The 17,583-nt window shown below is 38.6% G+C and carries 13 protein-coding genes; 2 read left to right on the top strand and 11 right to left on the bottom strand.

Annotated features, from left to right (window positions below):
- Positions 1–1,137, top strand: a 1,137-nt coding sequence (locus tag HUN22_RS08490; protein WP_217488119.1) for an MFS transporter, incomplete at its 5' end; no start/stop codon positions are given.
- A 159-nt stretch (positions 1,138–1,296) separates the two neighbouring features.
- Positions 1,297–1,800: a hypothetical protein gene (locus tag HUN22_RS08485; protein ID WP_174728074.1), complete on the top strand. Its 504-nt coding sequence runs from the start codon at positions 1,297–1,299 to the stop codon at positions 1,798–1,800.
- Between the two features lie 46 nt (positions 1,801–1,846).
- Here HUN22_RS08485 and accC read toward each other — a convergent pair whose 3' ends face one another.
- The 11 genes from accC to sbnA all read right to left on the bottom strand — a co-directional run.
- Positions 1,847–3,214, bottom strand: a complete 1,368-nt coding sequence (gene accC, locus HUN22_RS08480; protein ID WP_016145691.1) for an acetyl-CoA carboxylase biotin carboxylase subunit — start codon at positions 3,212–3,214, stop codon at positions 1,847–1,849.
- Positions 3,215–3,231: 17 nt separating this feature from the next.
- Positions 3,232–3,651: an acetyl-CoA carboxylase biotin carboxyl carrier protein gene (locus tag HUN22_RS08475; protein WP_174728071.1), complete on the bottom strand. Its 420-nt coding sequence runs from the start codon at positions 3,649–3,651 to the stop codon at positions 3,232–3,234.
- 17 nt (positions 3,652–3,668) lie between these two features.
- Positions 3,669–4,124, bottom strand: a complete 456-nt coding sequence (gene aroQ / locus HUN22_RS08470; protein WP_005068810.1) for a type II 3-dehydroquinate dehydratase — start codon at positions 4,122–4,124, stop codon at positions 3,669–3,671.
- Positions 4,125–4,359: 235 nt separating this feature from the next.
- Entirely contained in the window at positions 4,360–5,685 is a 1,326-nt protein-coding gene (locus HUN22_RS08465) for a Y-family DNA polymerase (RefSeq protein WP_174728068.1), read from the bottom strand.
- A gap of 273 nt (positions 5,686–5,958) precedes the next feature.
- Positions 5,959–8,196 (bottom strand): TonB-dependent receptor, encoded by a 2,238-nt coding sequence (locus HUN22_RS08460; protein WP_174728065.1) that lies wholly within the window; start codon positions 8,194–8,196, stop codon positions 5,959–5,961.
- 154 nt (positions 8,197–8,350) lie between these two features.
- Entirely contained in the window at positions 8,351–9,121 is a 771-nt protein-coding gene (locus HUN22_RS08455) for an HpcH/HpaI aldolase family protein (protein ID WP_174728062.1), read from the bottom strand.
- Positions 9,114–12,641, bottom strand: a complete 3,528-nt coding sequence (locus HUN22_RS08450) for an IucA/IucC family protein (RefSeq protein WP_174728060.1) — start codon at positions 12,639–12,641, stop codon at positions 9,114–9,116. Before HUN22_RS08450 ends, HUN22_RS08455 begins: the two co-directional genes overlap by 8 nt.
- Positions 12,638–13,843 carry an MFS transporter gene (locus HUN22_RS08445; protein WP_174728057.1) on the bottom strand — a complete coding sequence of 402 codons (1,206 nt, stop codon included), beginning with the start codon at positions 13,841–13,843 and terminating at the stop codon, positions 12,638–12,640. Before HUN22_RS08445 ends, HUN22_RS08450 begins: the two co-directional genes overlap by 4 nt.
- 3 nt (positions 13,844–13,846) lie before the next feature.
- Positions 13,847–15,487 carry an IucA/IucC family protein gene (locus tag HUN22_RS08440; protein ID WP_174728077.1) on the bottom strand — a complete coding sequence of 547 codons (1,641 nt, stop codon included), beginning with the start codon at positions 15,485–15,487 and terminating at the stop codon, positions 13,847–13,849.
- Between the two features lie 71 nt (positions 15,488–15,558).
- The gene (sbnB, locus tag HUN22_RS08435; RefSeq protein ID WP_046812303.1) at positions 15,559–16,572 is read right to left on the bottom strand and encodes a 2,3-diaminopropionate biosynthesis protein SbnB; all 1,014 of its coding nucleotides are present in this window, start codon (positions 16,570–16,572) and stop codon (positions 15,559–15,561) included.
- Between the two features lie 21 nt (positions 16,573–16,593).
- Positions 16,594–17,583, bottom strand: a 990-nt coding sequence (sbnA, locus tag HUN22_RS08430) for a 2,3-diaminopropionate biosynthesis protein SbnA (protein ID WP_217488118.1), incomplete at its 5' end; no start/stop codon positions are given.

The raw sequence follows: 17,583 nt of genomic DNA, 5'->3' as shown, positions 1-17,583 counted from the left end.
AGACTCAGCGGATTCTACTTTTTCTACTATTCCATTGTTGGTACATTCATGCCTTATTGGAATTTATATCTTCAACATCAGGGATTTAATTATCAAGAAATTGGTGTTTTATCATCAATTGCGATTGTAACGCGTTTTTTTGCACCTTTAGTATGGGGATGGATTGCGGACAAATCTGGCAAGCGGATGTTGCTTGTTCGGCTGGCCACATGGATGGAATCATGTATATGGTTGGCTATCTTTATAGTGCCAAATACTTTTCAATCAGTTGCCTTGCTTATGCTTATTTTTAGCTTCTTTCAAAATGCGATTTTAGCTCAATTTGAAGGGGTTACTTTATTTTGGTTAGGCGATCAAAAAGCTAAACTTTACGGAAAAATCCGTAAGTGGGGATCAGTCGGGTTTATTGTTGGAGTATTCACGATTGGAGCAATTTTAGAAATAGTGCCTATTTCAATGCTCCCAATTTTATTATTAATTATTGCTTCATTGGCATTTATTTGGTCTTTCACAATTCGAGAACCTGATGGTGCGCCTACCTCACAAAAGCATTTAGAGTCTTTACTTCCTGTACTTAGGCGCCCAACAGTAGCTGCATTTTTTACAATTGAATTTATTTTACTTTTTTCACATGCGCCTTTTTATAGTTTTTATAGTAATTTTCTAAAATCTTTGAATTTCAGTACAACGGAAATTGGATTTTTATGGGCAATGGGTGTTTTTGCTGAAATTTTTATATTTTCAATTGCTGCAAAAGTTTTTCAACATTTCTCATGGCGTATTTTAATAATTGCTTGCTTGATTTTGACGAGTATACGTTGGATGTTGGTTGCGGTATTTTCACATTATTTTATTGGTCAACTTTTTGCACAGTGTTTGCATGCTTTTAGTTTTGGCTTATTTCACTTAATTGCGATGCGAGTTATTTTTCAAAATTTCTCAGCGGGGCAACAGGGACGTGGACAAGCACTCTACAGCACGATGTGGGGATTAGGAGTAGCCTTTGGTAGTGTTTTAGCTGGACACTTTTGGAGCATTCTTTCTGGTGAAATAGTCTTTATGTGTGCAAGTGTGGTGGTATTATTAGGCCTAGGCTTTGTGGTGTGGCTTCCTAAACAAATTGATTCTTCCACATAAGTTTGAGTTGAGGCAAAACTTCAATAATTTTGTATTAAAAAAAGCAAATAAAGATAAAAATTGTTTGATGAGCTATAGTCACACGTTACAGTTGAAAAATATTGTTTTTATATGGTTATGGAGCAATGATTTTCTAAAAAAATATGCTAACTTAAGTTCATGCGTTTAATGATTAATAAATCTATGAAAAATATTTATATTATTGGATTATTGTGGGCTTGTTCGGGTTTAGCTGTAGCAGAAACGGCGACAAAGCAGCCTGTCGAACAACCAGTTCGAACTACAAGTAATCCTAATGCTATACGTATTGTTACGCGTCCTGAAATTATGGGATTATGGGGAATGGAAATTCCAAATAATAAGAAATGTGTGGAATATTATAATTTTCGTAGTAGTAATGACGTTGTGATTAAAAGTAGTCAAGAATGGTCTTATGGTATTTATGAGTATCAACCATCTGATGATCCTAAAGAACAGTTGGCAGCTTTAGTGATGCAAATTAAATTTGATAATAATAAAGTAGATTGTTCTGGTCAGAAGCAAGACCAAACAGGCGATGTCTCACAATATTTTGTACAATGGAAAAATGACCATACCATCAATTTCTGTTCGACAGCCAAAGGTGAACAGTGCTTCGCGACTTTGCGTCGAGTATTACCATAAAATTATAGATATAAAAAAAGCCTCTTAAAGATAAGAGGCTTTTTTATTATGCAGTTTCAGCTTTCTTTTCTTCCACTTGCTTTAACAAGTGTTTTTCAAGGTAATGGATATCCATTGCTTGAGAGCAGAAATTCTTATCTTGCAAAATAAGATCTTTATGCAAAGGAATATTTGTTTTAATTCCTGTAAGGATCATTTCATCTAATGCTTGACGCATACGTGCAATTGAAGTTTCACGGTCTTTGCCATGAGAAATCAATTTAGCAATCATAGAGTCATAGTAAGGTGGAATGCTATATTCAGGGTAGATGTGAGAATCTAAACGAATACCAGCACCGCCTGGTGCATAGAAACTTTCAATTTTACCTGGTGAAGGTAAGAACGTTGTTGGATCTTCTGCATTGATACGGCATTCAATTGCATGCCCTTGAACTTTGATATCTTCTTGTTGAAGCTCTAGTCCTAAGCCACCTGCAATACGTAACTGTTGTTCAATAATATCGACACCAGTAACCATTTCAGTTACAGGGTGTTCTACCTGAACACGAGTATTCATTTCAATGAAGAAGAATTCACCATCTTCAAATAAGAATTCAAACGTACCAGCACCACGATACTGCATCAACTGACATGCATGAACACAAGCTTCTAAAATATCAGCTCGAGCTTGCTCTGGTAGGTTTGGTGCAGGTGCTTCTTCTAGTACTTTTTGATGGCGACGTTGTAATGAACAGTCGCGGTCATATAAATGAATTGCATGACCATTACCATCACCAAGAACTTGAACTTCGACATGGCGAGGTTTTTGTAAGAAGCGTTCCATGTAAACGGTATCATCACCGAACCACATTTCTGCATCGCGCTGCGCTGCTTGAACTGATTCAAGTAGAGTATCTACACGCTCAACAATACGCATACCACGACCACCACCGCCAGAAGCCGCTTTAACAATAAGCGGGAAACCGATTTCTTTCGCTTCTGCCAAGGCATTGTGGATGGTTACTGCATGGTCGCAACCTGGTACAGTAGGTACGCCAGCTTTTTTCATGGCAACAATCGCAGAAACTTTATTCCCCATAAGGCGGATATGTTCTGGACGTGGACCAATAAAAGTAAAGCCTGAACTTTCTACAATTTCAGCAAATTCAGCATTTTCTGAAAGGAAACCATAACCCGGGTGAATAGCATCAGCACCGGTAATTTCTGCAGCAGTAATAATTGCCGGGATATTTAAATAGCTATCACTACTTGCGCCCGGACCAATACATACTGCTTCATCAACAAAACGTAAATGCATCAAATCCTTATCGGCATCTGAATAGATACCAACAGTCTTGATTCCTAATGTTTTACAAGCCCGGGTAATACGTAAAGCGATTTCACCACGGTTTGCAATTAAAACTTTTTGCAACATAGACGTCCCCGGGGTAATTACGCGCGATAACGGAATAAAGGTTGACCGAATTGGATAACTTCACCATTTTTCACTAAAATTTCTTCAATCACGCCACTTTGGGTTGCTTCAATTGGGTTCATGATTTTCATTGCTTCAATAATACCCAAAGTTTCACCAGCAGATACGGTTTGACCTACTTTAACAAATGGTGCTTCGCCTGGGCTTGGAGCAGCGTAGAACACGCCAACCATTGGAGAAGGTTCAACTGCTCCACGCGGTGTTTTTGCAACTGGTGCTTCTGCAACAGGAGCAGCCGGAAGTGCTACACCAGCCGCAGCAACGACAGGATTGCGACGAGTTAAAGCGATTGATTGATCACCTTCTTTAACTTCGATCGCTTGCAAGTCAGACTCAATCATTAAATCGATGAGTTTTTTAATTTTGCGGATATCCATGGGCGACTATTCCTAAACTAGTTTGGGTTAGATGGTTGAATTTTTTCAATAGCGTAATCGAGCGCAAAACGATAGCCTTTTGCACCTAATCCACAAATCACGCCAATTGCTTTATCAGATAAATAAGAATGGTGTCTGAATGCCTCTCTGGCATGGACATTCGACAAATGTACTTCAATGAATGGAATTGCAACGCCAAGCAAGGCATCACGTAGAGCAACAGATGTATGGGTGAGGGCAGCAGGATTAATAATAATAAGTTCTACGCCTTCAGTTTGTGCCTGATGAATACGATCAACAATGGCACCTTCCCAGTTGCTTTGAAAAGTATCTAATGTAATTGAAGCTTGTTGAGCTTGGCTAATAAGTTGTTGGTTAATATCATCTAAGGTAAGATGACCATATACTTCTGGTTCGCGTTTTCCCAGCAAATTTAAATTCGGTCCATGAATCACCAAAATGGTCGAACTCATTCAGATTGCTCCAGCTCTAAAGTTGCAAATATTCTTTGCAAGATCTCTGCAAAGTTTGCTTATTATGGCATATGTTTCTACAATTTTTTTATAATTTGTTTTCATCGTCGCAGAAAGGGTATACCAAATTCGGCTTATATATTGTAAATTTTGCGATGATTTAGCAATGTTAAAAAATGACAAAATTTCAAGTAATTTAATGGATCTTATTTTAAACTGAATTGACAAAAACAGTTCATGTATTTTGTGTAACGGCTATAGCATTTTCTTCAATCACCAATAGTTCATTCCATCGGGTCAGATAGTTTTTTGAACGGTGGCATTGTTTCATATGCCAAGATGGATTACGGGAATGATAACCGACTTGTAAATAGTGACTACCGAATCGGTTACGAACTGTGCTGAGCGTTTGCATTAATTGTTGTCTTTGCTGAATCAACTCAAGAGGTTGCCATAAATCATCAATGTGATGTTGACGGGGATGCAAACCACAAAATAAAACTCCAATTTTAATGTATTTTTTATTTTCTTTATATAAAACATCAATTTGTTGCATTGCTGCTTTTGTTAATATGCATAGATCATCCGTTGCATAATTTAAGCCTATCGCTTGAGATGATGCTTTTTTATAGGGTGGTTTATCTGTTTTTTCATAAAGCATGACTTGAACGCAGGCACAAAGTTGTTCTTGTTTCATTAAACGGCGATGAGCTCGGTTAAGATGGAAAATAAGCGCTTGCTTAATAATTTCAATGCTGGATAAAGCTTGAGCAAAACTGCGTGATGCTAAAATTCGTTTTGTGACAATAGCTGGATCATCAAGTTGGATACAGGATTGGCCTTTTAGCTCAAGAATAGTACGTGCCATAACCACAGAAAAAGCTTTTGCTAGATGATGCTCATTGGCAAAAGTTAAGTCTAAGCATGAATAAATCTCATAGCTACGTAATTGTTTGACCAATTGATAGCCAATTCCCCAGACTTCTTTAACAGACGTTTGTTGCATGAGGTCTTCAAGAAGTAGAGGATCTAAAGTAGTGAAATTACAAATTCCATTAAAGCTTTTAATTTTTTTAGCATAGTGATTGGCTAATTTTGCTTGAGTTTTTGAATATCCGATGCCAATACAGCAAGGTAAGCTTAACCAACTTTCTAGAGTTTCTACGACTTTGGCACAGTAAGAGTGGATATCTAGAGATTGAAGGTAAGGGGTAAGGCGAATAAAACATTCATCAATAGAATAAGCTTCTAGATCATCGGGTGAGAAAAATTCACCTAAAACTGAAAAAAAGCGACGCGAGATTTCAGCATATAAAGTGTAGTTGCTTGAATAGACGTGTACACCTGCTTGAAGAGCTTCTTGTTCGATTTGATACCATGGGGTACCCATTTTGATACCCATATTTTTTGCCTCTTCACTACGTGATACAACACATCCATCATTGTTAGAAAGTACTACAACAGGTAAACCAATAAGCTTTGGGTTGAATAGTCGCTCACAACTGACATAACAATTATTAATGTCTACAAGCGCATAAATTTCTCGATGTGAGATTTCCATTATGATTTCCCCCTTAAAAATAAAAATATTGGTAAAGCCACATGCATGAATTGAGTTTCATAAACACGATGTTGAAAAGTGTTGGGAGAAGAAAATCACATCTTGAATGTGTAACGAAATCAAGCTAACAAAATTTTTGGTAGAAAGCTAGGGGAGTTCCGACAGTCGGTTGTAAGTCGACAAAGAAAAGAAGATGAGGCTTAAATAATTTTTAAATAAAAAAGGAGACCGTATCGATCTCCTTTTGGGTGAAATATTTTAAGTTAGTTCCGATTACCACTTATGGCTATAAGAAACTTTAAGCGTTGCCCCATTTGCCACTAAATGGCTAGTGTTATCGCTCGTTCTTAATAATTGGCTATAAAGCGGGTAGTATTTACGATTAAACATGTTCTCTAAACCAATCGTCACAGTGTCTTTTTTGTTAAGTGCAAAGCTACTGATTAAATCTGCTGTGGTATAAGTTTTTACATCGTAGCGTCCAAAACTATTTACACCGTTCAAGCGATAATCTTCTGAACCGAAGTAAGTCGCTTGTAGACGGTTTGTCCAAGTTTCGGTTGGGCTATAAGAAACGTAAGCTGTGAGTTTTAATGGTGGAATACGGAAACCTGTCATGTCTTGTTCAGAACCGTTTTGAGGTTTTTCACGACCTTTCATCCACGTAACGCTACCACCAGTTCCCCAAACATTAGCATCGTCAAGATAATCAAGTGTTGCTTCAACACCAGTTACTTTTTCTTTTGTTCTAGCAAGCACTAGACCATTATTGAAAGATTGCACAGCCCCAAGATCTGAAGTTGAGTGGAATACCGCTAAACTTGATGAGAAGTTATTGAAATTACCTTTCCAGCCCAGTTCGTAGTTATCAACTTTTACAGGTTCTAAAAATGATGAGCCAAGGTTAAAACCTTCACCAGCATTACGGATAATCAAACCGACATCAGGCAACTGAAAACCTTGGTTAAACGATGCATAAATCGAGTTTTGATCATTTGGAGAGAAGGTCACATTAGCATTATACAACCATGCATCAGCTTTCACTTTTCCGCCTGGAACAGTGTAAGGGTTGGTCTTACCTAATTGTGATAATGGAACAAAACTATCAATTTGCGCATAGCTGTCTTCATAGCGTGTACCTGCTTCAGCTGACCATTGGTCATTAAAGCGGTGTTTTAACTGTATAAAACCGCCAACACTTTGCGTGGTGAGTTCGGGTAAATAAATGAGCTTGCCAGTTTTTACAAATTCTAGACCACCTGATTGATCATAAATTTGAGGGTCAAAAATATCTAAAGGCATTTCGCTTTTTTCACGGCTGAAGTCACCACCCCAAACCAATGAGGTATCGCCTAAAAACTCAAGTGGTGTCGTTACAGTTAAGCGGCTACCGAGTACATTATTTTCTTGATAAATCTGGTCGACTTGTTTGCCACGGTTCGCATTTCCACGAGCATCAAATGGTGAAAAACGGGTAAAGAAGTCACGGTAATAAATTTGCGCATCAACTTTATTGCCAAACAGGTCTTTGTTGGTATAGGTCAAATTGTATATTTGGTTTTCATTTTTATTTTGGTCTTTAAGCTTTAATCCTTTGATGGCTTTGGCTGGTACAGTTCCAGCTGGAGCTTTTTTAACACTTGGGTCAGATGCATAATCTGAGTCTTGCTCTGCATTATAGTAGTTTGCAGCAAATTGTAGATATTGGTTGTCATCAATATGGTAACCAAGCTTACCACCTATGCTGTAAGCATCGGCATCATAAAGGTCGCCTTGACTTGGTTCCGGTGCAACACGGTCACCACTTGCATCGTACGGACTACCAATACGTTGGTAACCAAAGTCGAGTGCATAGTCAAAAGCGTTAAAGCTGCCTGTGAAATATTGATGGATATCGCCACTTAAAGCATTAGAACGGAAATCTGTTAAAGGTGTTTGAAGTCCAACCACGGTTTTAGCCGTAGGTTCACCGCCCGCAGCTTTTGTGGTAATTGAAATAATACCGCCAGAAGCACCGCCACCATAAATTGCGTTACTGCCTCGAATCACTTCAATGTTAGCAATACTTTCAGGATCAATTGCTGAAAGTCCTCTTGATGTGTCGCGTGTCAGGTTCATTGGAACGCCATCGACCAAGATGAGGGCATTACGGCCACGTAAAGTTTGACCGTAATCGGTAATGGTTCGGCTTGAATCGGAAAGACCCGGTACGGCTTTCGCTAAAACGGTTGCAATACTGCCAGATGAACCATTTCTTAAAAGTTCAATTTGTTTTTCATCTAGCTTGGTGACTTGCTTGGCAGAAGTAGAAAGTTCATCTGCACGTGAAGCGGTAATTGTGATTGTAGGTAATGCTTCAGGCTTTTTTTCAACATCTGTTGTCTCAGGGGCTGAAGTTGCAAAGGCCGAATTTGAGAGAAAGATGGCTCCACCAAGTGAAAGGAGTGGAATGATATTTTTTACTTCAGACTTTCTTGTAAAAAGTTTATTACTTTTTATCTTATTTCCCATTATCTCGCCCTGAGAGTGATTTTAAATTGAGCGAATTATAAATGAGAATCATTGTAATTAACAATATTATTAATTGCTTAAAAATAATATATTTGAAATTTATTCAATGAATTAGGGGAGTAGGTGTCTATTCCCCCAGAAAATTGAATAGTGATTAGATTTCTTTAAAAGCATTTAGGTGGTTTTGATGGGCGCGGCGGATAATGCTACGGTCATCACCGAGTACAAAAAGCTGAACAGATTGTTGTTTCCATACTGCAATATCCTCAGGTTGTCGGGGAATAGCACAGAAATGCTTTTGACTATTTTTTGTTTTTGTATGCATCTCTTGGACTTTTTCTTTGACCTTCGGATGGCTGGTTTGCCACGGCATTCCCATAGATTGGGAAAGGTCGGCAGCACCTTCAAGAATAATATCGATGCCGTCAAGTTTTAGAATTTCATCTAATTGTTCTAGTCCTTCTAAGCTTTCAATCATGGCAACCACAACCGTCTCGCTTGCAGCTTGTTGAACAAAACTAGCTAAATCGTCCATGCCATATCGATTTAACCTTGTCGAATTCAGTCCTCTTTGCCCAAGCGGCATATAGTGGCAATTGTTCACAGCCTCTTGCGCCTGTTTAGCATTTTCAATACGTGGGAAAACAATGCCTGTTACCCCTGCATCGAGCAGAGGTAGTACTAGGTGGTTCGCGCTTAAAGGCACTCTTACAAATACATCGAGGCTCATAGCTCTAGCAGCTAAAACCATGGTCTCGACTTGAGACGTACTAAATAAAGTATGTTCCAAGTCGATAATAATAAAATCATAGCCCGCAAGTGCCATTTGCTCGACATTAATCGGAGAAGCTATGGAACAAAAGATTCCGTAGAGCGTCTCGCCGTGTGCTATTCGTTTCTTAAAAGAAATCGAATGCTTATTCATATTCAATTTCCTTAATAAGACTAAGCGGGTTTGGTGTGGTTTGTACTCTTAGGCGAATTTCCGGAAGGAAACGGCGACTCGCCAGCTGTTCAATGTCGATAGTGTCATCTGTAAAGTTAAATAATTCATATCGTTCGCTAAATTCTGGGTGAGCTTCTTTATGCTGATTGATGATGGTTCTTAACATGGTCCAGAATTTGATTTCATCGAAGTCATAATGTTCATTTAAGAAAATCGCTAACTCAGCCAGATTTACAAACCAAAGCGCATCTTGAGTAAAGTCTCTTAACTCATGTGGAGAGTGGGTTTCTAAGAACGAGTTTGGATTAATTTTGGCATGTTCTTTTGGAGCATCTTGTAAGTTAGGTAAAAGGTCCGGCTCACGTAAAAGATGACGACTAAAGCGAATTCCATCATGGAAATCTTTCAAAGCCGCTTTAACGGGTAAGCCATTTTTATGAATCAGTACCATGTTTTGTGCGTGTGACTCTAAAGCGAGACCGTGGCACCACAAAATATGCATGATAGGTAAATAAGCATTGGTCAGTAGTTTTTCTAACCAGAACTCGATACCGTACTCTTGAATCCATTCATCAATTAATGGTTTTTGGTCAATATCAACTTGCATTAGACCCGTTACAGGAATTGCCGATTCACCTTCTTTTAAGTAGCTGTAAATACTTTCGCGCCAAATGCAGGCAAGTGCGCCATATTGAACAGGTAAGGCAATCTGTTGGTTAACTGAAAGACCGCCAATCTCTCTTAAAATAACAGGCTTGCGCTGTTTTTCTAAAATATGGTCTTGCTCAACAATGTTATAAAGCCAGTCACTCATTTTTGCAGCATTTTGAACGGTATGTGGGGCCAATACTCGAGAGGTGGAGGTATTGACCAAGTTCATTGCTAACTTTAGAGAAAGTGCCGAGATGTCACTAATATTCGATAAGGTTCGAATCGACTGTTGCGGTAAGTAAGTTGGACCTTCAATATCTAATGGGATGATCAGTTGGTTGCTGATTGCATCCTGATAATATAATTCAATAATTTTATCCCACTGCCACGGGTGAATTGGGGTGAGGATATAATCTTTAAAATCTACATTTTTCTCTTTCAATTGATTATTAATAGTTTGTAGATCTTTTTCTGAAAAATGCTGTTTATAAAGCTGCTCTAGGTTAATGGTTTCACTTAAAACCAGTTTGCATAAACTGTTATGAGTCGCCGCCCATTGAACCGTAAAACCTTCAGAAAGCTCTGGTGCATATTTTTGGTTTTCTTTTAAATCGAAGCCGATACGAGACTTAAAACTTGGATGATATAAATGCGCATTGGTAATCCGTGCTTCTTGTTCTAGGTAAGGCAAGGTTCTTAATGGTTGAGCAGGTGCTTGGCTTAAAGTCTGCGCATGTTTAACGTAAGTTAAATTGAGTTCATCATTAAAGTTTTGCCATTTAACTGGGTCTGCTTCAATAATATTTTTTAGATCGGCAAGTAGTGTTTTTAAGCTAGGGCGAGTTTCAGCGCCTAAAGTAATATCAGAACGTATTAAACTTGAAGGATCTAACTTAATTCGTTTAAAACTGAAATGTCGTTTGGCCTCACAGGTATAAAAAACAGTATCGGAAACATAAAACTTGATCTGACCTTTAGAAAACTCATATTTAAAAGTATTTTCAAAAATGAGTGCTTGTAATAACTGGCCCATCACGCGATTTTCCGCGAGGGTTTTATAATTAGTTTGTTGTGTCGGTTCAAGAGGGCAAAGCACTTCTGCACCGCGATATTTATAAATAGGATTTTCAACTTCAATCCAGATTGGATTGCCACCACTGTGGTAGAGCGTATTTAACATATTTGCCTTAATTGGTAATGTAAGTGAATTAATTAATAAATCGCGGTACTGCTGGCCTTTGGCACTAAAGTTTTCTTGTGCAAGCGTAAGGCGTGTGGCTTGCCAAAGCTCAGATTCTTCAATGACCGTAACTCGTGCAATTGCACTGATGAGATGAGCAATGTGATTGATCACGAGGTAATATTTTAAAAAGGTCCATGCGTCTTTTTGAGAGAACCAAACAGTACTATCTTCAGAAATAGATGAGTCATCTTCTATCATTTCTGGAACAATGCTAATGCCTTCCATGTCTCGAAGAATAAGGCGATGTGGATAGCCGTTTTTAAATTCCATTAAACTATTTTGCATGTGCGCTTCTACGCTAATGCCTTTATTTGCAAACAACTCAATTAATGGAATGAGTGAAACTTTAACGTACTGTTTCCACCAGAAAGTAATGAAGTCTTTCGCATCTTTCGATTGTAAGTTTTGGTTGGGTGCTGCTTGCTGAATAAAGCTTAAAAGCGGGATTTCATGGTTTTCATTTTCTTCAACCAAACCGCCGAGCATTCGAGTATTTTCTAATACATCAGGTGTGAGTCCTGCTCTATAAATAATACCAAATGAACTTTCAAGCTCTGGAATTTTGACTGTTTTTGCCTCTAACTCCGGCAGAATCATAAGGTCTGGATATTGCTCATTAATCTTGTGATTAATAATAATTTTGCTTGCATCAATCGCGCGTTCCATTTCATCCATTGGGTTATTACGAATGAAACTGGTAATTCGTACATCAATTGAAAGCTTTAAGAATAGGTTCGATTGAGGTAACCACACGGTACGAACGGATGAAGTTGGCCATACGGTTTGACCTAATGCACCCAGATAAATTACGTCTTGGCTGTCTAAATGTTTTTTTAAAGATGGATGTTTAACTAAGAAATTGGCTTGCCAAGGGTGGGTTGGCATAAGTTCATAATTTGCTAGGTTTTCTTGCAAACGATCTTTTGCTGTTTTTAAAACTTCATCTTCAATATGATGAGAAGACTGTTCTTCACTTACAAGCTTTTGGATTAAAGAAGAATGAATTGCAAAGTAATGAAGTTGAAAACTTGCGCCTAACTCAGGGCTATACTTTTTCATGTCTTCTTTAGAAAAACCTAAATTAGCTTTAGAAGTCACATGAAAAGGGTGCCCATATAACATGCCTTGCTCAGTTGCCTGAAAACCACTAACTACTTTAGATGCTGTTTGAGATGGCTTGTTTTCTAAAAAGAATTTTGTATTTTCGATACTATTGGCAATATCAGAATACAGGTTCTTATTTTGGTTTTTATCTTTAAATAAGCTATTCAGTTCATCTGTAATAAGCTTCACTAATTTTTTAGGGTCGGTTAGCGATTCAAAATTATTGTCGCTTAAGTTTTGCAGGACAAATCCGCGCTGATATCTATGATAACCAGTAGTCGAAAGGTGCTGAACTGCGCCATAAACAACCGTGTTAGATGAATTAAACGTATAAGCAAAATACAGTGTGTCTGGTTGCTCTGTATATAAGGTGAATAAAGGAGAGTCTTGAGATGGAATGATGTGCTCTTCAAGATTTACTTTAAGTTCACGAAAAAAAGTATTCAGGTACTGTTCGAAAAGTTTATAAGACCATGCATCGGTTGTAATAATTGAGTTCATTCTTGTGCCTCTTCTAAAATTGTATCCATTAAGAATCTATTCAAAATCACCACTAATCCCGCACCGATAAAAAATAGTGAAGTGCAGATCAATGCAGCGGTAATATTGAAAAATGAGTAGGTGAGCGTGATGGTGATTGGGCCAATAAGTTGTCCTAAGACAAAGGCACTATTAGAAATCCCAATCACTTTTCCTTGGCTTTGAGCGCCAGCTTTTAGAGAAATGGTGTGTAAGATCGAAGGGATAAGGGCTGCGAAACAAAAGCCTTGTATGAGCCGTAATACAAGAATCAGCCAGAGATTAGATACCCAGATCAATGCGAAAATCGTGATACCGCAAATTAAAGATGCGTAAATGAAGTTATTAAAAGAATCTCCTTTATCATCATTTCTTTTTCCCCAATAGGTTGCCGCAATAAAGGCAGCTCCCCATGAAAGCGCATGAATAGTTCCTGTTAAACTCGCAGCAGATAACGATGAATGAGTGCTCTGGCTTATTTCACTAATGTATAAAACAAAGCAAGACACTAAGCCAAAGCCGCCCGCTTGAACCAAAATGCCGGCACTTAACCATGAAAAAATCGTTCTATCAAAGAAGGCTGGAAGCTTAGATTTCTCTTTGGTTTTTGACGCTTCGGTTTTAACGGGATTGGTTAGTACAAATGACGCAATCACAATGAGTGTCACCACAACAAATGCTGTCGCGTTGAGTAATACTTCAACCCGCCACTGATCCATAAATATCCCGCCGAGCACGGGACCACATAGACAAGCGAGTGCAACACTACTTTGTAGTTGCCCAAAAGCGGCACCACGTTGTTGTTCATTAGAAAGATATGAAACATAGGCATTTAAAATCACGGAAAGACCGCAAAAACCGAGTAAAATTCGCGCGAAAATAAAGAGGTATAAATGCTGGGCGCTCGCCATGAGCAGTATTGAAATACAGAAACCTGCCAGAGAAAGTAGCAAGGCTTTTTTATGGCCGAATGTGTCGGATAGGTGACCCACAATCGGTGCTGTAAATAAACTGCCAATAGCCGGAGCCGCGAGTGCCAAACCTGCCCAGATAGTGGGAGCACTCATATGCGCCGTCAGTTTTTCCATATAAAGCGGCATGATCGGAATAAGCACCATGAGCCCGAAAGTGGAAAAAAACTGACAGAGCAAAATAATGAAATGATCTAGGCGAGATGAGCGCATGATTTAGATATCCATGGTCTCATAGCTAGAAACAGATAAGCTGTGATAAGGGTTTGGCGTGGTTCCGATTTTACTTGGCATGCCTGTTGAGTCGCTTTCTTGTGCAAGTAAAGGCGTAAGTAGCTGCTTGAATGGCCAAGTCTTATTGTCAAAAAGATAGGTTTGAATTTGCGATTTTGTTCGCTCTGAAATCGGTTGGGTTTCTACAAAATCTTGAATAATATCTTGAACCATCTCCCAAAAATCGCTTTCTGTACGATCTGTATATTTCAAAGTCGCTAAAGCAATCGGGTAGAGGTTAATTTGAATCCCTAGGGTAATGAAGTAATTGAATAGGTCTTCATTTTTAGTAAAGATAAGATTGTTCGGTGTGCTCGTGTCAATGGTATAAATCGGAGGTGTAAAACCACTTTCTTCAATGGCTGTGGTACATATTCTTAAGGTATCGTGGTCACGTAAAATAAAGCATCTCAACTTATTATTTTCATAACACACCATGGTGTTTTGCCCGTGGCATTCAGGCATGATTCCTTTTGCCCAAAGTGTTAAGAATGTTTGAATAAAATGAACACTTAAGTCTTTTAGTAATGACCATTTGTCACCTTCAACACCTAAAGTTTCCCAAGGGTCAACATATGTACAGCTTAAAGCTGACATAGTGATTGGCGTGACGTTTTGGTCTCGGCAAATATCCGGTAAATGTCGGACTTGGCAACCGATTACACCTAAATTTTTTACAATCGGCTCTTGTTTACCCAGCACCCACCAATGTGTTTCATTACTCAAAAAGAGACGATTTTTTATTAAAGCAGTTTCATTAATAACTTCATTTAAAAAATCATAAGCCATATGTCCATTCATTAAATAACGGCCTGGCATAGAGCGGATTGCACCTAATGTTTTAGCATTGGTTGATAGTTTTAAATGAAGAGTCGGGTTTGCGTTGTGAATAAGGGTTCTTAAAGAAGACGTAGGTGAACCAATTGTCGTGACATGGTTCAGGTCAATACCGCCGTACTTATTTTCATCAAACTTTAAATAGCGATGTTGAGTCTCTAGCAAAGGCAGGGCTAAGTAATCATCTGAAAGCTGAGCCATTTTTTCAGCAATAAGACTTTCTTCAGATTCCGATAACAGAAGCTCTTTATGAGGAATCGACTCCATATTGTTGATCACGTCATCCTTCTTAAATGCCCACCAATACACCTCAATTTCTTTTTGAGTTGTGAGGCGCGCAAGTTCACCTTTTGAGTGAGCGAATGGATGAAATGGGCGATCGGCTACCAGCGAGAGCAATTCACTGGTAATTAAAGGTGAAGAAAATGAAAGGGCTGACTGTAGAATTTGAGGAATTTTTTCAGCCGTTACTAAGTTATCTAGCCAATAATTAATCGCTTTTTGATGGTGTGGTGATGGCCACCAAGATGCTTGGGCTAAATAGTTAAAAACCTCAGAAATAGAAATTTTAGAAGTTGTATTACTTAACAGGTTATGAAGCAAAACCTCGGGTTGAGTAATATAGAAAGGATTTACACCATCTACTTTTAAACAGTTGAAATAGAGTTCCAACTCATCGTTTAGAGTAATTGCCAGATAAGGCTTTTTATAGGAAATATGATCTCTAAAATCTCCATAATTCTCCATGTAGAGTGCATCTATCGTTTTTTGTAGTTGTGCGGTGTAAATCCGATCTAACATTTTATTTATTCCTATTCTTATAAAAGCGGTAGAACCGTGCCAACGTTTTGTTCTTGCGCGGCATTGAAGAACCACTTAGCGCAGACAATGTCATCAATCGCCATGCCCATTGGGTTGAGTAAAATGATTTCATCTTCGTGTTCACGACCGTTTTTATGACCAATAATGATGTCGCCAAGTTCGGCATGCAGTTTTTCACGGCTGAATAAACCATCTTCAACGAGTACATTGATGACTTTCTTTTCTCGGTTGGATTGGTCCCAGTCATCTACAATCACTTTGTCCACTTTTAAGAAGACTTCAGGCTCAATATCCATAATTGAAATATTTGAAACAAAGCAGCCTTTTTTAAGCCATTCAAATGGAATGTAAGGTTTATCTGAAACTGTGCAGGTAATCAGCACATCTGCTTGCTCAATTGCAGACTTAGCGCTGTCATGAATTTCAATTTCTAATTGCGGATATTCCGATAAGAACAACGCTTTGAGTTTTTCAGCCGCTTCAGGGTTTACATCAAATAAATGGATTTTTTTCACTTGAGCATATTGTTCAAGCACAGTCTTAATCTGCATTTGAGCAATTGGCCCGCAGCCAATCACGGTAATGTCTGAAAAGTCTTTTTTCGCTAGATATTTAATTGAAACACCCGTAATTGCAGCAGTTCGCATGGCACTAATTAAGCTGCCTTCCATCACTGCGACCGGATAGTTTGTTTCTGAGTCATTTAAAACAATCAGTGCACTAGCACGCGGAATATTGAATTTTTTAGGATTGTGTTGTCTTGAACCAATCCATTTGATTCCAGCAATTGGGTCGTTGCCCCCTAAATAACAAGGCATTGCGATAATACGGTCAGCAATATGATCTGCACCTTGCCAGCGAAGATAAGGTTTTAAGGGTTGTACAAATTGTTTATTTGCATGCAGGGTTAAACCTTCGGTAATCGCTTCAATAAATGAATTGCTATGATTTGCGCCAAGATTTAATAAATCTGATTGACTTAAGTATCGAAGGGTAGCCAAATTGCTCATGAATATTTCCTAAGGAGAAGGTTAAACAACATTTTGTAAAGTAAGGTTTTCTTGGCGTCGTAAGTTTCGATTGAAGTGACGCTTCTTAATCATTTCGAACCATTCATCTTCATAAACCAAATCTAGATAACGGTCGCCGCGATCAGGCAATAGCGTTAAAACGCATGACCCAGCAGGAATGCTTGGAATCAGTTTTTTTATTGCGGAAATAGATGAGCCGCTTGAGCCACCTGCAAAGATTCCTTCATGTTCAAGAAGTTCTCTGCAACCCAGTGCTGACTCATAGTCATCTACGTAAATGACATCATCAATTTCATCGGGGGAGAGTAGCGGTGGAACAGTACTTGCCCCAATGCCAGGAATTTCGCGCGGACCAGATGTACCACCGAACAACACAGAGCCGACGATATCGACTGCGATCACTTTTAATTCTGGAAATCTTTCTTTAAGGCGACGAGATACACCCATAATCGTGCCAGAGGTACTTGCCCCAATCACGAGGTAATCAATCTTGCGATCAATTTGATTTAAGATTTCTTCTGCTTCACCAAAATAGTGGCTTTTCCAGTTGTTTGGATTCGCATATTGATTAATCCAAACAGCATTTGGTAGTTGCTCACAAAGACGCTTTACAGTGTCAATTCTGGTTTTTAAATAACCGCCGTTTTGGTCTTTTTCAGAGACCATTTCGATATTGGCTTTGTAAAGCTTCAACATTTGTAAGTTTGCTGAAGCAATTTTCGGGTCAATAACAGCCGTAAATTTTAATCCATATATTTTGCATGCCATTGCAAGTGCAATGGCTAAGTTTCCTGAAGAACTTTCAACAATATGACTATCTTTATTAATTGCTCCAGATTTTAGACCTTCCTGTAGCATGAATAATGCTGGACGGTCTTTAATACTTCCTCCTGGATTTAACAATTCCATTTTCGCAATCACTGAGATCGATTGATGCGTGAATAGCCTTGATAATTGTAATAGTGGCGTTTTACCTATGCAGTCGAGAAT

The organism is Acinetobacter lactucae (genome assembly GCF_013344765.1).
In the GTDB taxonomy this organism is placed as follows: Bacteria; Pseudomonadota; Gammaproteobacteria; order Pseudomonadales; family Moraxellaceae; genus Acinetobacter; species Acinetobacter lactucae_A.
This window is presented reverse-complemented; position numbering and strand designations above follow the sequence as displayed.